The 25,786-nt window shown below is 59.3% G+C and carries 20 protein-coding genes; 5 read left to right on the plus strand and 15 right to left on the minus strand.

The features are described from left to right. Positions 1-106: 106 nt before the first annotated feature. Positions 107-511 (minus strand): hypothetical protein, encoded by a 405-nt coding sequence (locus tag B2A78_RS20470; protein ID WP_077731910.1) that lies wholly within the window; start codon positions 509-511, stop codon positions 107-109. Positions 512-766: 255 nt separating this feature from the next. Continuing rightward, positions 767-2,569 carry a lipid A export permease/ATP-binding protein MsbA gene (msbA, locus tag B2A78_RS20475; protein ID WP_077731952.1) on the minus strand — a complete coding sequence of 601 codons (1,803 nt, stop codon included), beginning with the start codon at positions 2,567-2,569 and terminating at the stop codon, positions 767-769. Between the two features lie 99 nt (positions 2,570-2,668). Between msbA and B2A78_RS20480 the strand changes: the two genes are divergently transcribed. Next, entirely contained in the window at positions 2,669-3,985 is a 1,317-nt protein-coding gene (locus tag B2A78_RS20480) for an O-antigen ligase family protein (RefSeq protein ID WP_077731911.1), read from the plus strand. After that, positions 3,978-5,057 (plus strand): glycosyltransferase family 4 protein, encoded by a 1,080-nt coding sequence (locus tag B2A78_RS20485; protein ID WP_077731953.1) that lies wholly within the window; start codon positions 3,978-3,980, stop codon positions 5,055-5,057. Before B2A78_RS20480 ends, B2A78_RS20485 begins: the two co-directional genes overlap by 8 nt. Before the next feature lie 78 nt (positions 5,058-5,135). Here the strand turns inward: B2A78_RS20485 and B2A78_RS20490 are convergent, their stop codons facing one another. The 8 genes from B2A78_RS20490 to B2A78_RS20525 form a co-directional block, all read right to left on the minus strand. Further along, positions 5,136-6,233 (minus strand): glycosyltransferase, encoded by a 1,098-nt coding sequence (locus B2A78_RS20490; protein WP_077731912.1) that lies wholly within the window; start codon positions 6,231-6,233, stop codon positions 5,136-5,138. Further along, entirely contained in the window at positions 6,230-7,288 is a 1,059-nt protein-coding gene (locus B2A78_RS20495; RefSeq protein WP_077731913.1) for a glycosyltransferase family 9 protein, read from the minus strand. Before B2A78_RS20495 ends, B2A78_RS20490 begins: the two co-directional genes overlap by 4 nt. 5 nt (positions 7,289-7,293) lie before the next feature. Beyond that, the gene (locus B2A78_RS20500) at positions 7,294-8,376 is read right to left on the minus strand and encodes a glycosyltransferase (RefSeq protein ID WP_077731914.1); all 1,083 of its coding nucleotides are present in this window, start codon (positions 8,374-8,376) and stop codon (positions 7,294-7,296) included. A 1-nt stretch (position 8,377) separates the two neighbouring features. Continuing rightward, positions 8,378-9,061, minus strand: coding sequence for a sulfotransferase family 2 domain-containing protein (locus tag B2A78_RS20505; protein ID WP_077731915.1), 684 nt, complete (start codon positions 9,059-9,061; stop codon positions 8,378-8,380). Positions 9,062-9,079: 18 nt separating this feature from the next. Further along, positions 9,080-10,225, minus strand: coding sequence for a glycosyltransferase (locus tag B2A78_RS20510; RefSeq protein ID WP_077731916.1), 1,146 nt, complete (start codon positions 10,223-10,225; stop codon positions 9,080-9,082). Next, the gene (locus B2A78_RS20515) at positions 10,225-11,346 is read right to left on the minus strand and encodes a glycosyltransferase (RefSeq protein ID WP_077731917.1); all 1,122 of its coding nucleotides are present in this window, start codon (positions 11,344-11,346) and stop codon (positions 10,225-10,227) included. Before B2A78_RS20515 ends, B2A78_RS20510 begins: the two co-directional genes overlap by 1 nt. Then, a complete protein-coding gene (locus B2A78_RS20520) occupies positions 11,343-12,461 on the minus strand; it encodes a glycosyltransferase (protein ID WP_205780851.1) in 1,119 nt (372 codons plus the stop codon). Before B2A78_RS20520 ends, B2A78_RS20515 begins: the two co-directional genes overlap by 4 nt. Before the next feature lie 106 nt (positions 12,462-12,567). Continuing rightward, positions 12,568-13,284 carry a VTT domain-containing protein gene (locus tag B2A78_RS20525; protein WP_166642674.1) on the minus strand — a complete coding sequence of 239 codons (717 nt, stop codon included), beginning with the start codon at positions 13,282-13,284 and terminating at the stop codon, positions 12,568-12,570. A gap of 108 nt (positions 13,285-13,392) precedes the next feature. On the opposite strand from B2A78_RS20525, the gene corA reads away from it, so the two are divergent. Then, complete coding sequence (gene corA, locus B2A78_RS20530) at positions 13,393-14,358, plus strand: magnesium/cobalt transporter CorA (RefSeq protein WP_077731920.1); 966 nt, start codon at positions 13,393-13,395, stop codon at positions 14,356-14,358. A gap of 140 nt (positions 14,359-14,498) precedes the next feature. On the opposite strand, the gene B2A78_RS20535 is transcribed toward corA, so the two are convergent. Genes B2A78_RS20535 through B2A78_RS20545 form a run of 3 tightly spaced genes read right to left on the minus strand, consistent with a single transcriptional unit; the run spans position 14,499 to position 17,613 of the window. Then, positions 14,499-15,437, minus strand: a complete 939-nt coding sequence (locus B2A78_RS20535) for a glycosyltransferase family A protein (protein WP_168175491.1) — start codon at positions 15,435-15,437, stop codon at positions 14,499-14,501. Between the two features lie 51 nt (positions 15,438-15,488). Further along, on the minus strand, positions 15,489-16,460 hold the full coding sequence (locus B2A78_RS20540; RefSeq protein ID WP_077731922.1) for a glycosyltransferase family 2 protein: 972 nt from the start codon (positions 16,458-16,460) through the stop codon (positions 15,489-15,491). After that, on the minus strand, positions 16,447-17,613 hold the full coding sequence (locus tag B2A78_RS20545) for an O-antigen ligase family protein (RefSeq protein ID WP_168175492.1): 1,167 nt from the start codon (positions 17,611-17,613) through the stop codon (positions 16,447-16,449). Before B2A78_RS20545 ends, B2A78_RS20540 begins: the two co-directional genes overlap by 14 nt. 382 nt (positions 17,614-17,995) lie before the next feature. On the opposite strand from B2A78_RS20545, the gene clpB reads away from it, so the two are divergent. After that, entirely contained in the window at positions 17,996-20,575 is a 2,580-nt protein-coding gene (clpB, locus tag B2A78_RS20550) for an ATP-dependent chaperone ClpB (RefSeq protein ID WP_077731924.1), read from the plus strand. Positions 20,576-20,859: 284 nt separating this feature from the next. Beyond that, the gene (locus B2A78_RS20555) at positions 20,860-22,248 is read left to right on the plus strand and encodes a sigma-54 dependent transcriptional regulator (protein ID WP_168175493.1); all 1,389 of its coding nucleotides are present in this window, start codon (positions 20,860-20,862) and stop codon (positions 22,246-22,248) included. A 263-nt stretch (positions 22,249-22,511) separates the two neighbouring features. On the opposite strand, the gene B2A78_RS20565 is transcribed toward B2A78_RS20555, so the two are convergent. Together B2A78_RS20565 and B2A78_RS20570 are read right to left on the minus strand one after the other, a co-directional pair. Further along, positions 22,512-23,204 (minus strand): MgtC/SapB family protein, encoded by a 693-nt coding sequence (locus B2A78_RS20565; protein ID WP_077731927.1) that lies wholly within the window; start codon positions 23,202-23,204, stop codon positions 22,512-22,514. Between the two features lie 161 nt (positions 23,205-23,365). After that, positions 23,366-25,732, minus strand: coding sequence for a penicillin acylase family protein (locus B2A78_RS20570; RefSeq protein WP_077731928.1), 2,367 nt, complete (start codon positions 25,730-25,732; stop codon positions 23,366-23,368). Between the last annotated feature and the right edge of the window lie 54 nt (positions 25,733-25,786).

Below are 25,786 nucleotides of genomic sequence, written 5' to 3' on the forward strand. Positions count from 1 at the left end.
TGCGGAAAACCGGTGAGGATGGACGGCCGAGATACACAACGGAGGCGAGTCAGCCGTCGCCCTGAACTAAAAAAATCTAAAGGGCTTACTCCATCGCCCAACGCCGTCAAGCCCGATATTTATCCAGAGTCTTGAGCTTATCCAGAGCGTCCTTGATCTTCCCGGCAACCGCGTCGTTCAGCTCCGTAGGCTTATAGACTCGATCCAGCAATCCTTCCGCGACCAGGGCTTCTTTGACCCATTTCTTGGCGAAACGATAATTTGTCGGCACTGGAGAGACTTCGCCCGTAGCCGGATTGCGCAACTGTCCGCCGCGCTCGGTTTGCGCGGCCTCTTCCTCGGCGGGCGCGGCCGTTTCGGCGACAGCAGGCGCGCCGGCGGCTTCCTCGGCTTTCGTTTCGGGCGCCGCTACCGGGGTTGGCGTGCTATCCGCGCGAGACACGGTCTTGAATACCTCGTAGATCACAAATACGACGAAGATCACCGTCAGACCGACCAGCAATTGCATCATGATCTTTCTCCTCCTCTTCTTGTAGTTTCTATCGACTCGCCAGCCGCCGCCTGAAGTTCCGAGCGTCACCGCGGTTGCGTGCGAGCCGACACACCATAGGCCGAAACGAATAAAACCGCAATATCTCTCTTGACTTTAGTCAACAATTTGCGCAAGAAATCCCCGAAACTCGCATTTTTTGTAAACGCCGATTTTGCCGCTAGCCGGTTCGTCCCGAACTTCTCGAAGGGCCTCGAGGGCTTGCCGGGACAGCTTCTAAGGCATCGCGTGAACGTGGGGGACAGGCCTGAGCGCCTTGTGCTCGAACTGCAAGCGATGAAGCTCCGCGTAATAGGATTGTCCGCGCAGCAATTGCTCGTGAGTGCCGCTTTCGATGATACGACCGTCCCGCATGACATAGATCCGGTCCGCATTCTGGATGGTGGACAGACGATGAGCGATGACCAAGGTGGTCCGGCCTTTCATCAATACCTCCAGCGCCTCCTGGACGTGCCGCTCGGACTCCGCATCCAGCGCGGAAGTCGCTTCATCGAGTATCAGGATGGGAGCATTCTTGAGGACGGCGCGCGCGATGGCGATACGCTGCCGTTGTCCGCCCGAGAGCACGATACCTTGCTGGCCGACGACGGTGTCGAAGCCTTGCGGCAGGTTTTCTATGAATTTCAGCGCATGGGCGGTCCTCGCCGCCTGCCGAATCTCCTCGAAACTCACCGACTCCCGGCAACCGTAAGCGATATTGCTGGCAACGCTGTCGTTGAACAAGGTAACTTCCTGCCCCACGTAAGCAATATGCCGGCGCAGACTCTCCAGGGTGAACTCCCGTATGTCCCGCCCGTCGAGGCGGATTTCGCCTTGAGTGGGCTCGTAAAGGCGAGGCAGCAAGCGTATCAGCGAGGTTTTGCCGCTGCCCGACTGTCCGACCAACGCAATGGTTTCGCCCGGCTTTACCGTCAACTCGATATTCTTCAGCGCGTAATCTCCGTCATCGTGATACGCAAGACCGACTTTCCGGAATTCGATATGTCCCTTTACCGCGTCGAGTTCTCGCGTACCGGTATCGTGTTCGCGCTCCTTGTCCAATAGCTCGAAGATGCTGTCCCCGGCGGCGATCCCCTTCTGCATGATGTTGAGGACCTGGGTGGCACGCTTGATCGGGCTCAGCATCATGGCCATCGCCGCAATGAAGGCAATCAGACTGCCGGGCGTGATGGTGTGGCGCACCGAGTCCAGGGAGACCACGTACAAAATCGCCGCGAACCCGCTGACATAGATGAGCTGTATGAGCGAGCCGCTAACCGCGTCGGTGACGATCAGCTTCATTTGCCGCCGCTGGTTGCGTTCGTTTTCCTTGGCGAACTTTTCGGTTTCGTAGCCTTTCCCGTTGAACACCTTGACGATGCGCTGCGCATCGATCACTTCCTGCGCCACGTGGCCGACATTGCCCATGGACTCCTGAATACGCATGCTGATCTTGCGAAAACGCTTGCTGACCAGGCGAATGCTGATGCCGAGCACCGGGCCGACCACCATGAAGACCAGGGACAACAAGGCATTTTCGTAAACCATCAACAAAGTGAGACCGACGATGGTCAATCCGTCCTTGAACACCGCGACCACGCCCTTGGTCAAGGAATTCGCCACCTGCTCGGTGTTGTACAGCAGTTTGGCGAGCAACTGCCCCGACGAGGCGTGATCGTAATAGGCACAGGGAAGATTCAATAGCTGATCGAACAAATCCCGGCGGAGATCGGCGATCACCCGCCGTCCGACCCATCCGGAACAGTAATCCCCGGCGAACCCGGCGATACCACGGGCGATCGACAAACCCAGCAATATGAAAGGCGCTTGACGCAGAATCTCGGGGTCATTCTCGATGAAACTGCCGTCGATGAGCGGCTGAATCAGCTTGGCGAAAGCGGGTCCCAGCGAGGCATAGGCAATCATGGCCACTATTGAAGCCAGGAACATCTTCCAGTAGGGCAAAGCGTATTTGAGCAGCCGCCGATAGATGATCATTCCATCGGTGAGTGGCTTTCGGTCGGAGTGTTTTTCGCTCATGAGGTCGTGCAGGCTTAATAAAAGGCCGTCCTGATTTCTCAAGCGGCCTGTTCGACTTTGCTAAAATCGTGGTTTTTTCACACGGATAGAAATCATCCAATGGTCGCTGGAGTCATCGCTCCCCCGGTCCAGTATGCCAATTATACCGGCGTCACGGCTGCCTTGGCTTTCGCCTTTTTTGCCTGGCTGAGTCCGGCCGGCACCAATATCGCGTTAGCCGCGTTTTCGCTGGCATTTCTGTTGAATCCGTCGGCATGGCCGGTGTTTCGCCGCGATCCGATGTTCGGACTGTTTGCCGCTTTCGCGATTTATGTGGCCATCGGGGCTTATTTCGCGATCGACGAATTTCCCGAAACGCGCAAACTTCAGATCCGAGACGCCTCGAATTGGCTCAAATTGTTCGCCTTTCTGCCGTTTGCCTGGTGGCTGCGCGGCGACCTGCGGCGCATCCACTGGACGCTGATCCTGGCCACCGGGGGGCTCCTGATCGGCATGCTTTGGAAAGCCGATTGGTCGAACTTGTATCACATGACCGTCGCCGAAAGAACCGGATTCAAACTCCGAATCATCTTCAGCGGCCTGGTATCGGCATCGGCAATTCTGGGACTCTTGATCTATACCCCGCGAATCTGGAGCACCCGCACGAGTCCCCTGAATGACCTATTTCGCCTCGCCTGTTGGCTGGCCGCCCTATATCTATCCAGTTTCATGCTGATTTCTTCCAAATCCCGCGGCGCCTGGCTTGCCGCACTCATAGCCGTTCCCAGCGCATTGGGTATCCATTATTTTTGGAAGACAAAAAGAACCGACCTTCAGCTCGGAAAGTCGGTTCCTTTCATGCTCCTCGCGCTGGGCGTGGTTGTGGGTCTGTTTGCCCTGAACCACGGCGAGATCCGGACCCGGATCGATCAGGAAAACGCGGTCGTTTCGTCGATTTTGCAGGGAGAAAACCAGCACTTGCCGCGCACGTCGATCGGCTATCGCCACGATATTCAGAAATTCGGATTGCAAAAATATTTGGAGCGGCCCTGGTTCGGCTGGGGCCCCGGCTCTACCGAGCATCTCGTCGAAATCAGCGGTCAACCCGAGCTGATCCATCCACAGGCGAAAGGAGCGGACTGGATGGACCACTTTCATAACACTTATCTGGAAATCCTGGTCCGCTTCGGCCTTTTGGGCGCACTGGTCTTGGCCGCAACGGTTCTTCTGGTGATGGCCAACGTATGGCGCAGCTATAAGACCGGGATTCTGCCGAAAGACCATTTCGCGTTTCTGGCCGGCTGCTTCATTCTCTTGGCCGTGTGGAGCCTGTTCGACTTCCGCATTCTGCACGGCGACTGCCGGGCCTATTGGATTTTACTGGCCGGGATCGCCTATAGCTTTGCCTGGCATCCCGATGCGGCCCGCCATGACTAGGCTACCCGTCGTTTATCTGGGCCGAAGCCGCCTGCAACGAAATCGCGCCAATCTGATCCAGACCCTGCAGATGATGGAGGCATTCCGCCAAGCGGGCGTCGACGCTACGCTGTATTTGCCGCCGTGGCCGGGTTCGCTGGACCTGGAAAGCCGGCTGCGCGATTTCGGCATCGAATCGTCCTTGGACATCCGTTCCAGCTGGCTGCTGAATCGGCGCTGGAACGCCCGCCCGTTCGTTCGGCTTTATGGCAGGCGACTTCGGAAGGCTCTTGGCGTTTACACCCGCTCCGTGCAAATCAGCGCCACATTGGCCGCTGCCGGAATACCGCATCAACTGGAAATCCACGAGGCGGAGCGCGAACTGATCGGCAAAGGGTATTTGGCCGGCATCGTGAAGCATCATCGGCAGGGACTCATCGGATGGCTCGTCCCCATCAGCCATGCCGCGGCAGACGTATTGATCCGGGCCGGGGCCGTCGCGGAGCGCGTGCTCGTCAGTCCGAGCGGGACCAAACTTTCCGCATTCGACCAGATTCCGGCCTTCGATCCCGACCGTCTCTCCGCCCCTCGCATCGTGTACCTCGGGCGCCTCAGCCGCGACCGAGGCCTCGACGTCTTCCAGGAAATCGCTGCAACGGAAATCGCCGACGTCACCTTGGTGGGCGAACAGGAAGATACGGTCCAAGCCTCGGGCAAGCTGCACGTCGTGCCTTTCGTGCCGCACCGGGACGTGCCGACCTGGTGGGAGCGCTCCGATTTGGTCCTGCTGCCCTACCAGCGAAGCCTTCCCCATGCCGATTCGATCAGCCCCATCAAGCTGTTCGAGGCGATGGCGGCGGGACGTCCGATCATCGTGAGCGATCTGCCCGCGATTCGGGAAATCGTCGATCACGAGAAAACCGCTCTGTTGGTCGAGCCGGCGGACACCGGAGGATGGATCGCGGCGATCAGGCGGCTGCAAAACGATCCGCAACTCGCCTGCCGTCTCGCGCAAGCGGCGAAGCAAAAGGCCCGAGAGTACAGCTGGGAGAAGCGCGCCGAGCGGATTGCCAAAGCGTGTGGCTGGATCTGACGACTTGACTGGCGCGTTTTCACTGCGGACGAAGGCGTCGGCAAAGGATTGCCGACCTACGCCAAATCGGAAAATCCTCTAGCCGCGTTCAGCAACCGTTTCCGTAACCTGCCGGTAAACCCGGTAATTGCCCTCCACCATGGCTTCGACCGAGAACCGTTCGAGAACCAAACGCCGCCCGGCCTGGCCCAGTTCACGGCGCCGCGCCGGATCGTCCAGCAGTTCGACGATAGCGGAAGCCAATGCGGCGCTGTCGCCGGGCTCGATCAGGCGGCCGTTGATGCCGTCCTTCACGATTTCGGGAATGCCGCCAGCCCGTGTTGCCACGATCGGAACCCCAGAGGCCGCAGCCTCCAGCAGCGAGACGCCGAGCCCCTCCATCCAGGCGGGATGGACCACCAGATCGAGACAAGGTATGACCCGCGCCATATCGGTTCGATAGCCGGCGAAAATTACGGTGTCATCGAGTCCGCGGGCACGAGCCGATGTCCGAAGTTCGGCCTCCACGGGGCCCTGCCCGAACAGCAAAACCCGCGTTTGGGGGTGACGAGCCAGGACCACGGGCAAGGCGTCGAATAACACCTCATGCCCCTTGCGGCCGATCAGCTGGGCGATCATGCCGATCGCCGTCTCGCCCTCCGCGAGGCCGAATTCCGAGCGAAACCAAGCCTTATCGCATTCCGGACGGTAGCGCTCGGTGTCGACCGCGCTCGGAACGCAGACCACCCGCTCGGCCGGCACGCCAGCTTCGATGAGCACCTCGCGTATGCCTTCCGATATGGTGACGATGGTCTCGAACAGCGGAAACTTGATGCGGGTGTCGACCCAGCGCGGCGGATTGTCCACTCGCCGGCTATGGATCATCGGAATGTTTTCCAGCCGTCCGGCCAAAGCGGCGAGAAGATCGCCGCGGCGGCTGTGGATGTGCAGCACGTCCGGTTTTTCGTTTCGAATCAGCCGCCGCAGCCGGCCGATAAAGCCGAGATCCGAGTCGCCCCGGAACGGAAGCGGTCGAATCTCGACGGCGGGATTTTGGATAGCCCCGACGATCTCGGCGCCCTCGCTGCATACCAGCACATGCTCTCCTGGAAACCGGCTCAGGCCATTGAGAAGGTAGGCCACCTGCCTGGCGCCGCCGTAAAGGTGACGCCCCATTTCCACGTGCAGCACTTTCATGATCTTTTTTCCAGAAGCTCGATGGCGGCGCCGAACACCTTGTCCACGGTATGGAGACGCATGCAATCGAACGTCCCTCCGCAGGTCGGACGACGGCGGCAGGGCGAACATTCGAGAGGGTCGTAAAGCACTCTCGCCGCGGCACGGCCGGTTTCCAAATAAGGCCGGGTGGAGCCGAAAATCGCCAAGGTCGGAGCGCCCAGAGCGATGCCGAGATGAGTCATTCCGGTATCGACGCCGATCGACAGCCTCGCTTTCTCGATGATCGCCGCGCACTGTCCCAGGCTTGTCCGGCCGGCCAAATTAATGAGGCCCGGCGTCTGCCTGGCGATGATTTCGGCACGCGCCTTGTCTGCCGGACCGCCCAGCATAACGACGGCGAGCCGGCGTTCGCCGGCCAGGCGGACCGACAGCTCCGCCCAGCGTTCGTCGAACCAATGCTTTTGAGGGCGGGTAGTGAACGGGCAGATGACGGCATATGCTCCGGTCACGCCTGCCGATTCCAGCAGTTCTCTTGCCCCTTTTCGATCGTCTTCCGAAACGGCGATATCGAGTTCAAAAGTATCGGTCTGGCCGGTCAAGGTCTCGGCGAGCATCCTGTATTCCTTGCCGATGCGGAGATCATCCACGCGCCGGTCGATAACCTCCGTCATCAGAAACTGGCTGCCCTCGCGCGAACCGAGGCCGATGCGCCGCCGTCCGCCCGAAAGCCAAGCCCAGACGCCGCTCTTGAGCAAACCCTGGAGATCGATCACCCAGTCGAAGCGTTCGACTCGAAGCGATCGGATCAAATCGAAAGCTTCCCTGGCGAACGCACGGTAGCGGCGCTCCCGGCGCAACTGCCGCCAACGGCTCCTCGGCCACAAATAAACCTGGTCCAGATGCGGGTTATGGCGCAGGAGATCGGCGTTGGCGGATTCCGTCAGCCAGGCGATGCGGGCGTTCGGATACGCCTTGCGCAGCGCAGGAATCAGTCCCGAAGCCATGATGACATCGCCGATGGCGCTGAGCCGGATGATCAGGATGCGTTGCGGCGGAGAATCGATTTCCGGCATCAGTGTCAGTCGCCTCTGTCCGCCATGAGTCGCTGATAAAGCTCGAGGTACGCGCCGACCACCGCCTCGCGGCTGTACCGGGTTTGCAGCAACGCATGACCGGCTTCGCCGAGCGCGCTTCTTTCGGTATCGGAAAGCGCGAGCGCCCTCCGGATTTGCGCCGCGAGTCCCGAGGGGTCGCCGCACGGCGCCAGGAGCCCGGTTTCCCCGTCTTCGATCAGCTCCAGAGCGCCGTCGGTCGCCGTGCTGACCACCGGCAGGCGGTAATTCCAGGCTTCCAGGATGACGTTGCCCAAGGGCTCGTGGCGCGAGGGGCAGACGAACAGATCGGCGAAGGCGTAGAACGGGTCGGGTTGTTGCCAGCCCAACCAGCGGACGCGAGGGGTTAATCCGAGGCTATCGCTCAGCGTCTTCAGCCGATCGACCGCGGGGCCGTTGCCGGCAACGAGCAGGATCAGCGGGCGTCCGTTCGATTCGGCCGGAAGTTCGGCAAAGGCATGCAGCAAATCGTCGAAGCCCTTCTTGTCGATCAGGCGCCCCAAGGCGAATAACACGAGCGCGTCGCTTGGGATATTGTGTTTGTCGCGGAGCTCTTCGAGGTGTTGGCTCGAAAAAACGAAGGGCTCCGGTACGAAATTGCCGATGTGGAACACCCGTTCCGCGGGAAGACCGGACTTGACCAAATAGTCGGAGATGCCTCGCGTATTACCCACCCAGGCATGGGCGTGGCGATAATAGCCGTCGATCTTGTAGAAACCGCCCAGGCGGGCGATATGCACGGCCTTCGCCTTGGCAGGCAAACGGGTCAGGCGCGTCGCGCGCCCCATGTAGGTCTGGACGATGCACGGCTGTCGCCAGGCCACCAACTCGCGAATCCGCCAGACCGACCAGAGATCCCATTGATTGGCGAGCGGCAGGTGTACCTGCTCGATGGCGCTAGTCTTCAGGGCTTCTGCCACCGGACTGCCGGACCGGTTGACGGCGATCACCCGCTGCCCGGCTTCGTGCAGCGCGCCCAGCAAGCGCACGTAGAACTGGTCCGCACCGCCGAACTGTCGGCTGCCGAGAATATGCAGCGACGGATACATCTCAGCCGGTCAGATTGGAGGCCAGCGGCTCGTCGAACCGATAGCCGAACCGCTCGATGTCGGGCCGGTAATGATCCGCCACGAGTTGGGCCGTCACGTCGTTATAGTAATCCCGATAGTCCTTCCGGCGGTCGGTCGCCTTGCGGCTGTGGGGCAGTTTCGGGGTCTTGATGCCGATCCGCTTGCAGGCCGTTTCGAAGTCCTCGGCCAGGAATTCGTAGCGTCCGAGAAAATCGACGACGGTGTTGCCGTGCAAATCGATCACATAGTCGCTTTGCAGCTCCGTCGACATGTCGGCGTGATACTGCGGCGGGCGGGCCGGATCGAGCTTCCAGCGGAGAAACGCCTCGAAGCTGTCGATGTGGGTAATCAGCTGCGGCCGCTCGCGGCGGATGTGATGATAGGAACTCACCTGCAAATCCCAAGGGTTACGCACGAAGGCGAACTTGAACAAGCTCTCGAAGACCTCTCGCGGGAGCATTTCCTTGGCGGCGATGATCTTGGCGTGGCGCGGGAACTTGGCTCCGATCTTATGGCCGGTCATCCCGCTCAGCTTGCTGCAGAGAAACTGCGGAATCCGGTACGGATCGGTCCACTTTTGCCGCCAAAGCGAGTCGCGAATGCTGGTGCCGCCGGTTTTGGCGATGTGGACGAACAGGAAGTTGTATTTGAGGGAGAGCAACATGGATTCAAAAGAGTTGTGTCAAACCGGATGCAAAACCTTAGCGGAGCCGGAAGGCGTAAATCCCAGCACCTCCAGATAGCGAGCCGCGCTACGCTCCACCGTATACTCCGACGCTGCCTCGCGAAGCAACCGGTTCTCAAGCGGAAACTGCAAGGTGTTCAACATCGCATCGGCCAAGCGCTCCACGTCGCCTACCGGCACCAGCGGACCATAAAGGCCGTCCCGCAGAATCTCCCGCGGACCGCTGGGGCAGTCGGTGGACACCACCGGCGTTCCCAGGGCCAAGGCCTCGGTCAGCACATTGGGCGAACCTTCCCAGGCGGACGACAGCACGAACAGCGAACTCCGCGCCATGTAGGCATACGGATTCGCGACATGGCCGAGCAGCGCGACGGCATCGGCGATCCCCAGATCGGCAGCCAGCTTTTCCAGACTGGGGCGCAGCCGGCCTTCGCCGAGGATCACCAGCCGCGAATCCATCGCGGCTCTCACGCGGGCAAAAGCGCGGACCAAGGTCGAAAAGTCCTTTTGCCGCGTCAAGCGTCCGGCTCCCAGAATGACGGGAACGTCCGACGACTCGAACCAGGGGTGATCCACCGGCATGCGGCTCTTTTCCATCATCTCCGGGGTAATGACCGGGTTTCTGATCACCACGATCTTTTCCGGCGGCAATTTCGCGATCCGCCGCGTGTCCTCCGCGACGCCTTCGGACACGGCGACAATACGGTCCACCGCCGAGTACATTTCGCGCATCGGCCATTGGCGTGCCCAGCGGATCAGTGCCGGCTTGTTCGCCATGGCGGCCGAAAGATGAGTCCCGAGGCGGCCCACCAGACGGGTATCCGCTCGGCTCACGCGCTTGGCGAGCACCGCGGCGCGAATGGCTCTGTCTTTGGCGGCCAACAGGGCAAACGGCCTTTCGGTCTTGAGATAGCGGACCAGCCCCGGCACCGCCAAGGCGGTGTGTCCAACGCCCAAGTCCAGAACCCGCAACCCCGAACCGTTCAGCCTTATGAGTTCGGGCGCGGGCTTGCGCAAGATGGCCAGGAGATCCACCGCCAACCCCTCCTGCGAGAACGCGGGCAACAGATTCATCACCATGCGCTCCACGCCGCCGGTGCCGGAAAACGAAATCAGTACCGCCAGACGCTGTGCACGACCCATTACCCCTCTCCTCTCAGCAGACCCAGAGCATTCAGATATTGCCGCGCGCTGTTGGTAACGGTGTAGGGCATCGTCGCCTCGTGCAACGCTTCGGGCGAGGTCGGACTATCCAGCATGTCGGCGATTTTCGCCGCGAGGGCCGATGAATCGCCGACCGGAACCAGCGGACCATAACGACCGTCTCCGAGCACTTCTTTGGGACCGCTCGGGCAGTCGGTCGATACCACCGATGTGCCGCAGGCCATGGCTTCGATCAATACGACCGGCATGCCTTCGCAAATCGACGTGAGAGCGAAAACCTTGGCCCGGCGCATGTAGGCATAAGGATTGGCCAGGAATCCCGGCAGGTCGACATCGTCCGACACGCCCAGATGACGGGCGAGTTGCTGGAGCTTGTCGCGCTGCCGCCCCTCGCCGCCGATGATCAGACGGCAAGGACGGTCACGCCGCAGCTCCGCGAAAGCTTTCAGCAGGGTGGCGAAATCCTTGCGCGCGCACAATTCGCCGATGCCGAGTATCACCGGCGGCTCGCCCGGCGCGAACCAGGGATGATCCACCGTCGCTTCGGCCATCGCATCGAAACGGTCCGTGAGCACCGGGCTGGGCACCACGGTCACCGCCTTGAGCGGCAGCCCCGCTATCCTGGCCAGATCTTCCGCCGCGCCTTCGGAAGGCGTCAGGATGCAGTCGGCGTGGCGGTAGAACAGTCGGATCGAAGCCAACTGGCCATTTCGCGCCCACCAGCCGCGGCGCTCGAGATTCTTGGAGACCGTCGTGCCTATCCGCACCGCCACGCGGGTATCGACGCGAGCCAGCGCCCGTGCCGTCAAGGCGGTGCGGTTCACCTTGTCCTTGTCGCTCAATAGCACTTCGGGCCGGCTGCGGCGCAAATAACGGACTAACGCCGACAAAGCGGTGTTGACATGGGAAACGCCCAAGTCGATCGTCCGGACATTGTGCGGCAGATCGTCCCAATGAGGACCATGGCCTTTCACTCTAAGGAGATCGATCCGCAGACCCCATCGGGCAAACTCCGGGACCAGATTGCGCATGATCCGATCGACCCCGCTATGACCGGAAGTCGCCAGAAATAAAGCCAGATCTGTACGGCTCGAACTCATGGGTGGCCCAGCCCGAAAGATTCCAAATAGGCGCGACTGCTGTTTTCCAGAGTGTACGGCCGTACCGCCTCGCGCAAGAGCTCGGAAGGCGGTGGATTTTCCAGGGTCGCGGCCATCGCCTCCGCGAGAGCTTCGGCATCGCCCGGCGCGACGATCCGCCCGTAACGACCTTCAGCCAGAATCTCCCTAGGCCCGCTAGGACAATCCGTGGCCACAGCAGGTGTACCGACCGCCAGAGCCTCGATGAGCACGTTCGGACAACCCTCCCACAGCGACGACAGAACGAACAGCGATGCCCTGGCGAGAAAAGCGTAAGGATTGTCCACGAAGCCCGGCAGGTCGAAATCATCCTGAACGCCGAGCTCGGCCGCCAGGCTTTTCAGCTTTTCCGCTTGCCGGCCCTGCCCCAGGATCATCAAGCGGCAAACCCGATCTCGACGCAGCCGGGCGAACGCCTTCAGCAAGGTCGGGAAATCCTTGGCGCGCCCTAGCCGCCCCGCTCCCATGACGACCGGTGGACTGCCCGGCTTCAGCCAGGGATGATCCACCGGTTTATGGACAAAGTTCAGCAGATCCGGCGCTACAGTGGGATTGGGAAGCACGCTGATGCGTTCGAGCGGAATGTTCAGGAAAGCCGACAAATCGGCCGCCGCGTCGCGGGAATTGGCGATGATGCCGTCGCTTTGCGAGAACAGGCGTTGCTGTCTGCGCCGGAACAGCCACCGCGACCACCAAAACCGATGCTTGAGTTCGGTCCGGGCACCCAGCGAAGTACCGACGCGCAAGAAAAACCGTATGCCGGAATCCCGCAACTTTTTCTTGACCTTCAATGCGATGCGGTCGTCCCGCCCTTGGCCGGTCATGACGACAGCCGGCCTATTGGTCCGCAGGAACGCGAGCAGATCTTTTTCGAGCGCCAGGTCGCTCTGGCCATGGAGGGCCACCTGCTCGACTTCGGGGTTCAACCGGTCGGCGAAGACGGTATCGGCTTGGTTGACGATCAAAGCCGTTGGTACGCCGTGGGCGGAAAAACCATTGGCAAGGTGAACGAAGGTGCGCCCAACGCCGCCATTGCCGAAGCTGGGGATGAAAAGACAAACTCGAGGAGGCGTCACGAATCTAAGGACGTCAATTGAACCGTTCGAAATTTTTCATGAAGTCCCTAGTCTAGTGTAGAGCGAGCGGCATGCGGCCATCGGGCGAAACATTCCGCGCAGCCGATCACGCATCCTTATCGGCCAAAAAAGACAACTCGGTGTTCTTGGCGCATACGAGTCGGTGGAGCCGTTTCAACGCATAGCCCAAAATCACCGACGAAGCCAATGCCAAGGCGATGTATTCGGCGGCCTTGGCAAAATCGGTCTGGAGTAAGCCGGCGCCTATCAGACAGGCGGTAATCCCCATAGGCAAAAACCCGATGAAGCTTCCTATGAGAAAATCCAGATGACCGACATCCGTCATCCCCAAAAGTACATTATTGTAGAAGCCGTTCAGTGGAAGCTGTCGAATCAGCACCACGGCCAATACGCCGTTTTGCTTGATCTGCCGTGCCAATCGCTCAAACTGACGAACCTTCTTCAGTCCGTAGCCTACGCCGAATCGGCGGATGAGCAGAAGCGTCACGTATGAACCCAACACCGTCGCCAGTTGGCTCCACACCAGTCCCCAAGCAAAGCCGAACGCCAATCCGCCAAGAGAGCACAAAATCAGGCGAGGCGCCCCGATTGCTGTGAGCGCTACGCCGGCCGAGGTAAAAACCAAGGGCGCCGCCAAACCGTAACTCGCCAACTCGGCTTTGAGCATCAAGCCTTGATCCAGCCAGCTTTTCAGCGGGGTAAAATAAAACGTAACGCCCAAAGCCAGTACGGCCGCAACAGATGCGCCGCGGAGAACACCGCCCGTTCGCGTGGCACCCATCAAGCGCTTTGCATCGACCATCAAAAACCTATCAAGGGAAATCATCCATTCGACTGATCGTATTATATGTAACTAATACGTACAAAAACCATGACCAATTGTCCCGCTCGGGGCTGAAAAGGATTAATCGTGTATATCAGATGCGCCGCCTATCGCAACGGCCAGCGAATCGGAGACGTCAGCGTCGAAAACATCAGTGAACTGCTTGCGGAACCGGATACCTTCTTATGGGTTGGCTTGACCGAACCCGATCCGAACGAGTTGCTGCAACTCCAGGAAGAATTCGGCCTGCACGAACTCGCGGTGGAAGATGCCCGCTCCGCACATCAACGGCCGAAATTGGAAGAATACAAAGGATCATTGTTCGTGGTCTTGCACACTGTAGAGCTTCAGGACGGCAAGGTTCATTTCGGCGAAACGCATCTGTTCGTCGGCAAGCAATTTTTGATATCGATCCGTCACCAATCGTCGCTAGGCTACGGCCGTGCCCGAGTCCGTTGCGAGAGCATGCCGCAACTCCTGGCCAAAGGCTCCGGATTCGCGCTTTATGCAGTCCTCGACCTCATCGTCGATAACTTCATGCCGGTCGTCGAACATTACCAATCGCTGCTCGAAAAACTAGAAGAAGACATCTTTGAAAACCGCTTGCATCGCGATGCGATGGAACGCCTGTACGATCTCAAACGCTGCCTGCTGCGGCTGCGCAATGCCGCGATGCCTTTGCTGGACGTCTGCAATGCACTGATGCGGCTTCACCCCGATGTTGTCTCCAAGGAATTGCGCGTTTATTTCCGCGACGTACACGACCACGTGCACCGCATCATCCGCGCCACCGACACCATGCGTGAAACCCTGTCGGATGCCATGCAAGCAAACCTGGCGCTGATCACGGTCCGGCAGAATGAAGTCGTCAAACGCTTGGCCGGATGGGGCGCCATTTTGGCGTTGCCGACCATGGTGTTCAGCATGTACGGCATGAACTTCAAGTTCATGCCCGAGCTCGATTTCCGATTCGGCTATCCCGCCGCTTTGGCGGGAACCTTGATCGGCTGCGTTTGGCTGTATAGACGCCTGAAACGCGCGGAGTGGCTGTAAGAGGGTGTGTGAGAAGCTACTGCGCGGCTCGATGGCCGCGTTGCGAAGGTGTAGCTGTAGGTCGGAAATCCTTTTCCGACGCCTTGGTCGGCAAGGGATTGCCGACCTACGACTTCTCACACCTCTTAAGAGCGCCCGCATCAGTTGCGCGTTTCTTTCCGATTCGGCTTGTATCCCTTTTTGAAGCGCAGCCGGTAGAGATCCACCAGCCAGCGGCCGAATCCGGCAGGCACCAGCGCCAGCCATAAGGGATCATAGCGGGTCAGCCTTCCCTGCTTGAGAAGACCGGCACCGGCATGAAAGGAAAAACGGATGAAATCGACCATGCTGCGCCGCCGTTGGCGGCGGCTGAGCCATGCCCGGTGCTCGGTTACGTCTTCCAGATAGTAAAGCTGGAATCCGCGCGGGTTGCGCATGCGCAGACGAAAACGGTCGGAAGACAGACCATCGGCCAGGTACTCCACCTGCTGGAAGGGTTCGTTGACACAACGAAAGACATAATGGTGCGAAATCCGTTTCCAGGTCAGCGAGGGCCGGATATGCCTTTCGCCGGCAAAGACCGGATACGGAAACCGGCGCGCGACATCGGTCCGAATCGCATGTTTTTTGTCGCCGCCCACGCCCAGGCGATAGCGCACGTCCAGAAAGCTTGCATCCAGCGGATTATGGGGATAAGGAATGGTCAGCGACCGCTTCCCGTCCATACTCTCCACCAGACCTTCGACACCGGCGAAACGTTCGCGCTCACTTTCGGGGATGGACTCCCAATGACGCCGGATACGCTCCAAGGTATCGGGTAAGAGACGGTCGTCCGAGTCGAGATTGAAAAAAAGCCGCCCCCTGGCCAATTCCACGCCTTTGTTGTGAGCGGCGTGCTTGCCCTGATTGCTCTGTTTGACATAAATGACTGGGAATTCGACGCCCGCTTTCCAACGAGCCACGACGGCAGCAGTGTCATCGGTCGATCCGTCGTCGACGATGACGACCTCGAAGTTCCGATAGGTCTGGGCCTCGATGCTGGACAAAGCCCTAGTCAACAAGCCCGCGCGATTATAGGTGGGAATAAAGACGGTAAACATCGGCCTGTCCCTAACCATAGGGTCTCCGTAATTTCACGAACACGTTAATAATCAAGCCTTCAGGCCAAAACTCCGCTCGACGGCGTCGACGATACGCCAAAAATCCAGGACTTGGTGCTTCCGGATTTCGGCTCGTACTCGAAGCGCTTCCGGAAGGCGGCGCAGTGCGGCAAAAAAGCCTCTGACGTATACCAGATCGAGTCTTAGCAAGCGTCCGATCAACTGGAACAGATAGCCCGGCAAGAGATAGAGCATCAAGTCCTTCCCCGGCATATGTGTCCATTCGAGCAAGAATCGATTGCACACCCGCGTCTTTCTGACTCGATCGGCGGCCACGTTTTCCGAAATCGAACCTTTTTTTTCATGCACCACCCGACTCGCCGGCTCCAAGAGCGTTCGCCACCCGCGTTTCCAGGCGCGCAAACCCAAGTCGAAGTCTTCGGAATAGAACGGCTTGTAAAGCGGCAAATAGCCGCCCAGCGCCACAAACATCGATTTTCGCAGAGCGACGGAGCCTCCGGAGGCAAATAAGCTCTCCGTCGGCGCAGCGGACTTCAGCTCGTCGAAGCGCCAGCGCACCGACCTAAGCCGGCCCCGTTTTATTCGGAAACACCGCCACGAAACCGGGCTCACCCGTCCGTCCTCGTCCAGAACCAGGGGCGATACGGAGAAGACCTCGGCCTTTTCCAGATGCCGGATCAACGGCGCCATGAAGTCCTCCTGCGGCCGCACATCGGAATTCAGAAAAATCAGGAATTCCGCGTCGGCGGCATCGACCCCCGAATGGATTGCTTCGGCGAAACCGCGATTGGCTTCATGGACGACGACACGAACCGAAGGGAACTCGGTCCGGAGCATCTCGGCACTTCCGTCCGCCGATCCGTCATCCACCACGATGATCGAGCAGGTGCCGGGATAAGCTGCGGCGGCCCGTATCACGGACGGCAGATTGCGGCGCAATAAATGCACTCCGTTGAAATTGGGAATAATCACGCCCACCGGCGGAAAATCAGGCTGAGCCATGAGAAGCTTTAAAAAAACGAAAACCGCCCCCCACAATCAAGCTCAACGGATAGAGCGTCGATCGGGAGAAAAAAGGCAGCGTAAGAAAGGCATGCGCAAAATGGACCGTCGTCACGACAATCAAAAGGAGGCCTATCTGCCTGCGTGTATCATTATCGGCAGTCGCCGTATGGACCCAGAGCTTCGCGAAAAATAGCCCATAGCCGACGATTACAACAATAAGCCCAATCAACCCGTGACTATACAGCAGTTCCAGCAAGAAATTGTGCGGAAAGGAGAAATCGACCACCGAATGAAAGCTGGAAACCCCCTGATAATCGCGGTAGAACTGCCCGAATCCATGCCCGAAAATCCATTCTCGAACCGAACTCGCCGACTGCATTTCGGCAGTCTCCGTCCAAATGGCCACCCGTTCTTCCTTGCGCAAATCACCGAAGAAATCGTCCATCCTGTCGTCGAATCCATAAATTCCCGATGCGTACAGCAAGCCGGGAATAATCAGCACCGCCGCGAGCGTCATCCACCGGTACCTGACCGCCACGAACGGGACGATCGCCAGCGAGCCGGCCAGCAAAGCCAGAAAACCCGGCCTGGACTGGGTCTTCAACAGCAACAGCGCATCGCCGAGCAACGCCAAGATGAACAGCCACCGTTGTCCTCCGCCGTTCGCGATCGAAAAATAGAACAGGATCGGCAGCGTCAGCAAGCAGTACAGCGCCAAGAAATGAGGATTGGCGAACAGCCCGAACTTATCGGGAAAAATCGCAAAGCCGATCCACTGGGCGACAACGTAGAACGCAGCCAGCACGGCGATAATCGGCTTATGGGTCAATTGCCAGCGACTGCCGAATCGCTCGGGCAGCATCACCACACCGGCAACCGCCGCCACCGGCCAGGATAGATGCTCCAAAAAGCGAAAGTCGGTCTCGTTGGCGGACGCCATGAGATAGCCTTGTCCGGTCAGCAAAACAACGAGGGACAGCAAAGCGGCCATCGGCCGATCGATTGGGAAGCCGCTGCGGGACAACAGCGCCAGACAGATGACGACAGCGGCGCACAAGTACAGAAAAATCTTATGGATACCGAACCCGAGTAGGAGGGAGATTCCGAAGCCGTAAATCGAGGCGCTCAGAAGGCCGGCGAGAAAACTCATGCCGACGCCTGGAAAACTTCTATTGCTTAAAGCCGTCGTCTCCATCACGACGGCCTACTTTTCCGTTAAGAGACGAGAGAGGGTTCCGTTGGGCAATTGTCCGGAGAGGACCTCGGGTTCGGAAAACCGGAAGCGGCTGATTGCCGCGAAGGGCACTGCATCCTGCATGGGAGTTCCGCGCATAAAAGTGGAAATGGAAGGCGATCGTATTACAAAGCTCCGACGCACGTCAAAGCGGCTTTTAAGGCTGGAACTTCACTACAATGCCTTCCTATAGAGGATCGATAACGAGCGACTGCATCGCCGGCTTCGCTTGAAAAGCGGGTACGGCACCCCAATCTATTGAGTCATCTCGATTAAGCAACATAAAGGCATTTTTCCAATGCGAATGGACAAACTGACCAGTAAATTCCAAGCAGCCCTGGCCGAAGCGCAGAGCCTGGCTTTGGGGCACGACCATCAGTTCATCGAGCCGATTCACGTCATGGCGGCGCTGCTCGATCAGGAAGGCGGCACCGTGCGGCCCCTGGTCTCGCAATGCGGCGTCAACGTCAATCAGCTCCGTACCTCTCTGGAAGAAGCGCTCCACCGCATCCCCCGCGTAGAAGGTATCGGCGGAGACGTACAGATCTCGAACGAACTGGGCCGGTTGTTGAACCTCACCGATAAGCTGGCGCAAAAACGCGGCGACACGTTCATCACCAGCGAAATCTTCGTGCTGGCGGCCATCGAAGACCGTGGCCAGCTCAGCGATTTGCTCAGGAAAGCGGGACTGGACCGGAACAAACTGGAGCAAGCCATCGAACAGATCCGGGGCGGCCAGAAGGCGGACGACGCCAACGTGGAAGAGCAACGCCAGGCGCTTCAGAAATTCACCATCGATCTGACCGCGCGCGCCGAACAGGGCAAGCTCGATCCGGTGATCGGGCGCGATGATGAAATCCGCCGCACCATCCAGGTTCTGCAGCGCCGCACCAAGAATAATCCGGTCTTGATCGGCGAGCCCGGCGTCGGCAAAACCGCCATTGTCGAAGGCCTGGCGCAGCGCATCGTCAACGGCGAAGTGCCGGAAGGCGTCAAAGGCAAGCGCCTGCTGGCTTTGGACATGGCCGCCCTGATCGCCGGCACCAAGTTCCGTGGCGAATTCGAGGAGCGGATGAAGGCGCTGCTGAACGATATCGCGAAACAGGAAGGCAGGATCATCCTCTTCATCGACGAGCTGCACACCCTGGTCGGCGCGGGGCGGGCTGAAGGTGCCATCGACGCCGGCAATATGCTGAAGCCCGCTTTGGCTCGGGGCGAGCTGCATTGCATAGGCGCCACGACCTTGGACGAATACCGTCAGTACATCGAAAAGGACGCGGCCTTGGAACGGAGGTTCCAGAAAGTGCTGGTGGACGAGCCCAGCGTCGAGGACACTATCGCGATTCTGCGCGGGCTCAAGGAAAAATACGAGGTACATCATGGCGTCACCATCACCGACCCCGCGATCGTGGCGGCGGCGACCCTGTCGCATCGCTATATCACCGACCGCAATCTGCCGGACAAGGCCATCGACCTGGTGGACGAGGCCGCCAGCCGCATCCGCATGGAAATCGATTCCAAACCGGAAGAAATGGACCGTCTGGATCGCCGCCTGATCCAGCTCAAGATCGAGCGCGAGGCCTTGAAGAAGGAAACCGACGAAGCCTCGCGAAAACGGCTGGAAACACTCCAAGACCACATCTCCGAACTGGAACGGGAATACGCTGAACTGGAAGAGATCTGGAAATCCGAAAAGGCCGCGCTGCAAGGCACGGCCGCCATCAAGGAAAAGCTGGAACGGGCTCGGCTGGACCTGGACGCGGCACGGCGCAACGGCGATCTCGCCCGCATGTCGGAACTGCAATACGGCGAGATTCCCAAGCTGCAAAAGGAACTGGATCTCGCCACACAGGCCGAGATGCAGGAAACCAAGCTGATGCGCAACAAGGTCACCGACGAGGAAATCGCCGAAGTGGTCTCCAAGTGGACCGGCATTCCGGTATCGAAAATGCTCGAGGGTGAGCGGGAAAAGCTGCTCCACATGGAGGAAAACCTGGCCCGGCGAGTCGTGGGCCAACAGGAGGCCATCAAAGCGGTGTCGGATGCCATCCGCCGCTCACGCGCCGGTCTCGCCGATCCGCGCCGCCCCAACGGCTCCTTCCTGTTCCTGGGCCCGACCGGCGTGGGCAAAACCGAGTTGTGCAAAGCCTTGGCCGAGTTTCTGTTCGACACCGAGGAAGCCATGGTCCGGATCGACATGTCGGAATTCATGGAGAAGCACTCGGTGGCCCGCCTGATCGGGGCGCCGCCGGGTTATGTCGGTTACGAGGAAGGCGGCTATCTGACCGAGGCGGTGCGCCGCAGACCCTACTCGGTGATCCTGCTGGACGAGGTGGAAAAGGCCCACCCCGAGGTGTTCAACATACTGTTGCAAGTGCTCGACGACGGACGGCTCACCGACGGCCACGGCCGCACCGTGGACTTCCGCAACACCGTTATCGTGATGACCTCGAATCTGGGCTCCGACCGTATTCAGGAGCTGGCCGGCGAGGAGAATTATCAGCGGATGAAGGCGGCGGTCATGGAAGTGGTTACCCACTACTTCAGGCCGGAATTCATCAACCGTATCGATGAAGTGGTGGTCTTCCACCCGCTGATCAAAGAGCAGATCCGCGCCATCAGCCGCATCCAGATCGGCTACCTGCAAAACCGCCTGGCCGACCGCGATATCGCGCTTGAAGTCAGCGAAGCCGCGCTGGACAAACTCGGAGAGGCCGGGTTCGATCCGGTCTACGGCGCACGCCCGCTGAAGCGCGCCATTCAGCACCAACTCGAGAACCCCTTGGCGCAGGATATCCTGGCCGGCAAGATCGCCGCCGGCGATACCGTCAGCGCGGACGTGGAGGACGGAGAGATCGTCTTCCGCAAAGCGGCCTGAGCTGACTGCCCTCTAACTTCGGCACAGGGAAGTGCCGTCGCTTGCTCCGCTCGCATGATCGAGAACGGCGCTATCCGTCGTCGGGTTCTTGCGCCGGCTCATGTAGCCTGAGATTATATGATGCCGACCGGTGGGTTTTTAGGCCGCGGCCTCGATCCGCTCCTTGAAGCCATCGTAATCACCGCAACCCTATACAACAACCGGTGACAGGCATCCGACTTATGGATTCCAAGAATCCAACATCCTCGGCAGTTCCTAGACTTGTGAACCAGGAAGGACAACATATGGATATGCGCAAGGTACTGTGCTTCAATTTTCCGGCCGCTCGGAACGAATCGCTCGATCCCCTGCGGTCTCTCGAATGGACTATCTTTTCCACTGGCGATCTGAACGAGGCCAAGAATCTCATCGATCATCATCGTTTCAAGGTTGGAATGGTTTTCTTCGGTTCCGACCTGCCAAACGACTTATCCTCGATCAAGAATCTTTTCACCGCACGCCGCTCCATGGAATGGATCGGCTTGCTGGCGGCTGAGACCTTGAACAGACCGGACCTATGCGAGCTGATTTCTCGCTACTTTTACGATTATCACACCCTGCCTTTGGATACCGGGCGCCTGCAATTGACGCTCGGCCATGCTCTGGGCATGGCGGATATCTTGGAACGCACCGCAGCCTCCTCGATCCATAGAAATCGCGAGGAGCTGATCGGATGCAGCCCGGCAAGCCTCAGGCTATTCCGAACCATCAAGAAAGTCGCCGCCATCGAGGCGCCGGTATTGATCATCGGCGAGAGCGGCACCGGAAAAGAATCGACCGCTCTCGCCATACATCGAGCCTCTACTCGATGCGACAACCCCTTTGTCAAGGTGAGCTGCGATGGATTGCCGCCGGAAGTCATTCGATCGGAGCTGTTCGGGCACGACAAAGAACGGCATGACCGCATCCACGAACCGGGCAAGAGCCGTCTGGAAGCTGCGGCGGGAGGCACGCTGCTCTTGGATGAAGTCGGCAATCTGACCGAAGACCTTCAAACCGAATTGCTCAACTTTCTCCGGGAAGGGACCACCCCGTCAGGTAGCGACACCGCGAAAACGCCGATCGACGTCCGGATCATCGCCACCGCTCAAACCGACCTGGAACAAACGGTAATGGACGGTCGCTTCCGGGACGATCTCTACCGGCGGCTCAAGGCTTTGACCTTAAACGTTCCGCCGCTGCGCGAGCGTCAGGACGATATCGAACTTCTCGCCAAGCACTATCTTCGCGTGTTCGCCAACGGCGACGGCGATTCCGCCCAAGGCTTTGAGCCCGAAGCATTGAAAGCGATGCGTCGTTACGAGTGGCCCGGCAATATTCGCGAGTTGATCAACCGGATCAAACGGGCCAAGGTCATGTGCGAAGGTCCTTTGATCAACTCGGCGGACCTGGGCTTGAACGACTTCCATCCGAGCTTTGGCAGAGTATTCGACCATCCTATGACCCTGGAAGAAGCCAAAGACCAAACCGAAAAGGAAATTATCCAGCTTACGCTGCAAGCCACGGAAAACAATATTTCTCGTGCGGCGCGGCAATTGGCGGTGTCGCGCATGACACTCTATCGTTTGATGTACAAACATCAGATCAGAAGCCATTGGGTCGGGGAAAATTTGGGAATCGCGGTCCAGGAATGAGCGTCCCACGATCCGCTTCATAGTGCAGCCCATATCGATTGGCCGATCGGATCCGGCCGATTTTATATCTCATCCAATTTGAGCCGGATCAGAGCGACGCCTCCACCAAGGGGCGTCGCGAAATCGATCGTAGCGTGCCCGAAACGCGCACTTGCGAACCGCCCATGAGAGTTGACGCGATGTTCAAGGTTGAGATCACTTGCATGACGCGGCAAGTTCAACATATCTCGACCACTCGCCAGATTTGACGGGATAAATGGGGGCTAATCCCCCACCGGTGAAATGCTGAACTCAAGAAGGTCGGTTTCTTGCCGTAGCCTATCGGCAAGCCGGCTGAAATGGACTAGATCGTAAGTGCGGATGACCATGCAGTACTCGAAGGCTTTGCCGCTGTCGACAAGACGGTAGCTCATGCCCGCGATGCGCGCCTTGTATTGAACGATCAACGCACAGACGGACGATTCATCGGGCGCCGAATCCCTCGAATACCGCAGCCTCAGCTGGGCGTATTGTTGGCTCGGTATCCAGTACTCGATCAATCGGAACAGAGCCAGAGTACCCAAGACCGCACCCGTAACCAGAATCGCGGGGTAATAGAAGCCTATGCCGTAAAGAATGCCGAGGGCGGCAGTCATCCAGATGGATGCGGCCGTGGTCAGGCCGCGGATGGTGAGCCTTTCCTTGAAGATCACCCCGGCCCCCAGAAAGCCGATGCCCGTCATGATGCCTTGGGCCATGCGCGTCGGATCGGTCTGAATCGTGTCCAGCGGAACACCCTTCAACCACAGCCTCTGGTAGCCGGTCAGCAACATCAGTAGCGCTGAAGCCAGACAGACCAGAGCATGCGTGCGAAATCCGGCCGGACGACCGTGAAAGGTACGTTCGAGTCCGATAAGGGCGCCGGCCGTCCATGCGCTCCCTAAACGGATCGCGATTTCGAGGTATTCGTCGCTCATAACGTCCTCCCTAGCGCAGCAATGCCGTTAAGTTAAGCCGTCATGCCGGCATCCAGGACACAAGGATGTGATTCAGGCCAATGCCCTCCGTGGCTTCTAGATTCCGACGAAGAATGACGAAGCAGGACCTGACTTAACGGCATTGCCCGGTGCAGGCCGGATTATTCGGGAATCAGCGTCAAATGATGTTTGGCCGCACCCGGCAGGAAAGGCAAAGCAACGCCTTTGAGCCAGGCTTGCTGCTGGTCGCGGTAATGCACCGAGAACGGGTGCCCGGATTGGCCGCCCGGCATATGGAGAATGCCGTCCTCGGGATGATTCGGCGACACCGCCATGCGCTCGCTGGCGCCGTGGCCGTCAAACAGCACTCGCACGCAGAAGCTGCCGCAGCCGCTCGCGGGCTCCTCGGGCATATCCAGAACCCAGCCGGCGAGTGTGAACGTCTGACTGAACGGATGGCTCAAATGGACCCGGTTGATCTCACCCCATGCCAAATTCTCCAATCGGTCGACGCCGTTCCGCTGCTTGGCCTCTTCGGCACTGCGGCGGAGCGTCTCGATCAAAAAACTGCGCCAATCGGCATATTGCCGATCCGGCAGCGTTTCCGGAACCTGTTCCGTGAGCAGCGTACGAAGCGGCGTTTCCTGCTCGCGCCAGGCATAGGCGAAATTCGGATCGGCCGCCGCGCACCGACTCACCAGAGGAGCGAACACGGCTTTTGCGAGATTTCGCCGCCACTCGACCAATAGCCCTATACCGATGCTATCGGCATCGAGCCGGCCGTTCCAGCGTTCGATCGAGCGCTTCGCCTCCGCCAGAATTGCGTCTTCTGGCTCACCGTTCAGCACGGACAAGGCCAGGCGGCGATAGAACTCGTAAAACTCGCTGACCGTATCGAGCTGCAAGGCCAGCATATCCTGTTCCGAAACCCGAGGCATCCCCTTAAGCGTCTCGGCGATTCGGTAGGCGCGGTAGCTGTAGGAGAAGTTGTGGCCGATCACGTAAGGATATTCCTTGCCCAAAGTACGATTGTTGGCGGTTGCAAGAAACCCTTCGGCGGGATCGACGACCCGCGGCAGTTCTTCGGGCGGAATGAATCCGTCCCAGCGGGCGCTACCGTTTGCCCAGGAAACGCTGACGCTCCCGTCGAAGCCCACCCGCCTCGGGAAAAAGCCCATGTAAGTCCAGGCGATGTGCCCCGCATCGTCCGCCAGAACGACATTCTGGGGCGGCGCGCCGGCGCGGTTCACGACTGCCATGGCCTCATTCAGGGTTTTGACGCGGTCCATCCCCAGTAATCCCAGATTCACGGCTCGCGGGTCCAGCGCAGTCCAACGGACCGCCACAGGCTGGCCGAGCAGCGGCTCCGGTGCGAGCGGCCCCCAAACCGTGCTCTTCAGCTCGAGGGGCTCGGCACTGCCATCCTTAACGACTATGGTCTCGGTCCGGGTCTCGAACCGACGCCAGCCTTCCGGCGTCCGGTATCGGCCGGGATCGGCGGGATCCAGTTCGACCCGCACCAAATCCAGCAAATCGGCGTCTACATTGGTAAATCCCCAAACCACATGACGGTTGCTGCCGACTACGACCAGCGGCACTCCCGGCAGAGTGACACCCGACAAATCCACATCTCCGTAGAACAGCCGGGCACGATACCAAATATTCGGCACCGAAAGTCCCAAGTGCATGTCGTTGGCCACAATGGCGCGCCCATCCTTGGTTTTAGTTCCGCCCACCGCCCAGTTGTTCGAACCGATGCTGGGCGCTTCCGGCTCGATGACGCTGCCGAGCTTCTGGTCTCCGACCTCCTCGATCAAGCTCGCGATCGATTTCACCGGAACCGGGCGCGCCGGCCGGTGCGAATCGCCACCGCCCAAGAGAACGGTAACGTAGGGATCGGTGTCGGGAGTCAGGAAAGCGGTCACCTCGGCAGGAAGGAGACGATCCATCAGCGTAAGGGTTCGCTCGTCCTTGTCATGTCCGTTCAACGTTTGAAACATGCCCAGCGCGACCAGCATGCTGTCCTCCAGCCGCCAGGCATCGGGATGATAAGCCAGGACGCGGAACTCGAACGGCAAGGCCTTAGCCCGGGAGATGAACGCATTCACGCCATCCGTGTAGGCTTGCAAAACCTTGCGTTGATCCGCCGGCATCCGGTTCACAGCATCCTCGGCCGCGCGCTGAAACTGGTAAGCTCTTTGCCGTTTATCGAGGAGCAACGCTTTCGCGCCGAAAACTTCCGCCAATCGTCCGGCCGTCTTGCGCCTCATCAGATCCATTTGGAAAAGCCGGTCGCGCGCATGGAGATACCCCAGCACGCGGAATGCATCCTCCCGCGTTTCCACCCGCACCGACGGAATTCCGAACTCATCCGCTTCCACCTCGGCCTTTTCGGAGAGTCCTGGCAACCCCGCCTCGCCGTCCATGACCGGCAGCGACTGGGCAATCCTGTCAATCTGATAAGCGGCGGGCGCAATGACGAACAGCAACGCGAAACCGAACAAATATAAGAACCGTTTAGCATTCATGAGCGATTATCGTGACTTCTGTTATGGATCACCGGTAAAAAGCGAGGGCAATTG

This window comes from Methylocaldum sp. 14B, assembly GCF_002005105.1.
Classification (GTDB): domain Bacteria; phylum Pseudomonadota; class Gammaproteobacteria; order Methylococcales; family Methylococcaceae; genus Methylocaldum.

Bases quoted from the DNA above. Each gene is read 5' to 3' on its own strand.
- B2A78_RS20500 (WP_077731914.1), bottom strand. From the start codon at position 8,376: ATGTATCCGTCGCTGCATATTCTCGGCAGCCGACAGTTCGGCGGTGCG.
- B2A78_RS20470 (WP_077731910.1), bottom strand. From the start codon at position 511: ATGATGCAATTGCTGGTCGGTCTGACGGTGATCTTCGTCGTATTTGTG.
- msbA (WP_077731952.1), bottom strand. From the start codon at position 2,569: ATGAGCGAAAAACACTCCGACCGAAAGCCACTCACCGATGGAATGATC.
- clpB (WP_077731924.1), top strand. From the start codon at position 17,996: ATGCGAATGGACAAACTGACCAGTAAATTCCAAGCAGCCCTGGCCGAA.
- B2A78_RS20570 (WP_077731928.1), bottom strand. From the start codon at position 25,732: ATGAATGCTAAACGGTTCTTATATTTGTTCGGTTTCGCGTTGCTGTTC.
- B2A78_RS20490 (WP_077731912.1), bottom strand. From the start codon at position 6,233: ATGAAAGTGCTGCACGTGGAAATGGGGCGTCACCTTTACGGCGGCGCC.
- B2A78_RS20505 (WP_077731915.1), bottom strand. From the start codon at position 9,061: ATGTTGCTCTCCCTCAAATACAACTTCCTGTTCGTCCACATCGCCAAA.
- B2A78_RS20545 (WP_168175492.1), bottom strand. From the start codon at position 17,613: ATGAGTTTTCTCGCCGGCCTTCTGAGCGCCTCGATTTACGGCTTCGGA.
- B2A78_RS20565 (WP_077731927.1), bottom strand. From the start codon at position 23,204: ATGAGCGACGAATACCTCGAAATCGCGATCCGTTTAGGGAGCGCATGG.
- B2A78_RS20540 (WP_077731922.1), bottom strand. From the start codon at position 16,460: ATGGCTCAGCCTGATTTTCCGCCGGTGGGCGTGATTATTCCCAATTTC.
- B2A78_RS20515 (WP_077731917.1), bottom strand. From the start codon at position 11,346: ATGAGTTCGAGCCGTACAGATCTGGCTTTATTTCTGGCGACTTCCGGT.
- B2A78_RS20495 (WP_077731913.1), bottom strand. From the start codon at position 7,288: ATGCCGGAAATCGATTCTCCGCCGCAACGCATCCTGATCATCCGGCTC.
- B2A78_RS20525 (WP_166642674.1), bottom strand. From the start codon at position 13,284: ATGGTCGATGCAAAGCGCTTGATGGGTGCCACGCGAACGGGCGGTGTT.
- B2A78_RS20480 (WP_077731911.1), top strand. From the start codon at position 2,669: ATGGTCGCTGGAGTCATCGCTCCCCCGGTCCAGTATGCCAATTATACC.
- B2A78_RS20555 (WP_168175493.1), top strand. From the start codon at position 20,860: ATGGATATGCGCAAGGTACTGTGCTTCAATTTTCCGGCCGCTCGGAAC.
- B2A78_RS20510 (WP_077731916.1), bottom strand. From the start codon at position 10,225: ATGGGTCGTGCACAGCGTCTGGCGGTACTGATTTCGTTTTCCGGCACC.
- B2A78_RS20485 (WP_077731953.1), top strand. From the start codon at position 3,978: ATGACTAGGCTACCCGTCGTTTATCTGGGCCGAAGCCGCCTGCAACGA.
- B2A78_RS20535 (WP_168175491.1), bottom strand. From the start codon at position 15,437: ATGTTTACCGTCTTTATTCCCACCTATAATCGCGCGGGCTTGTTGACT.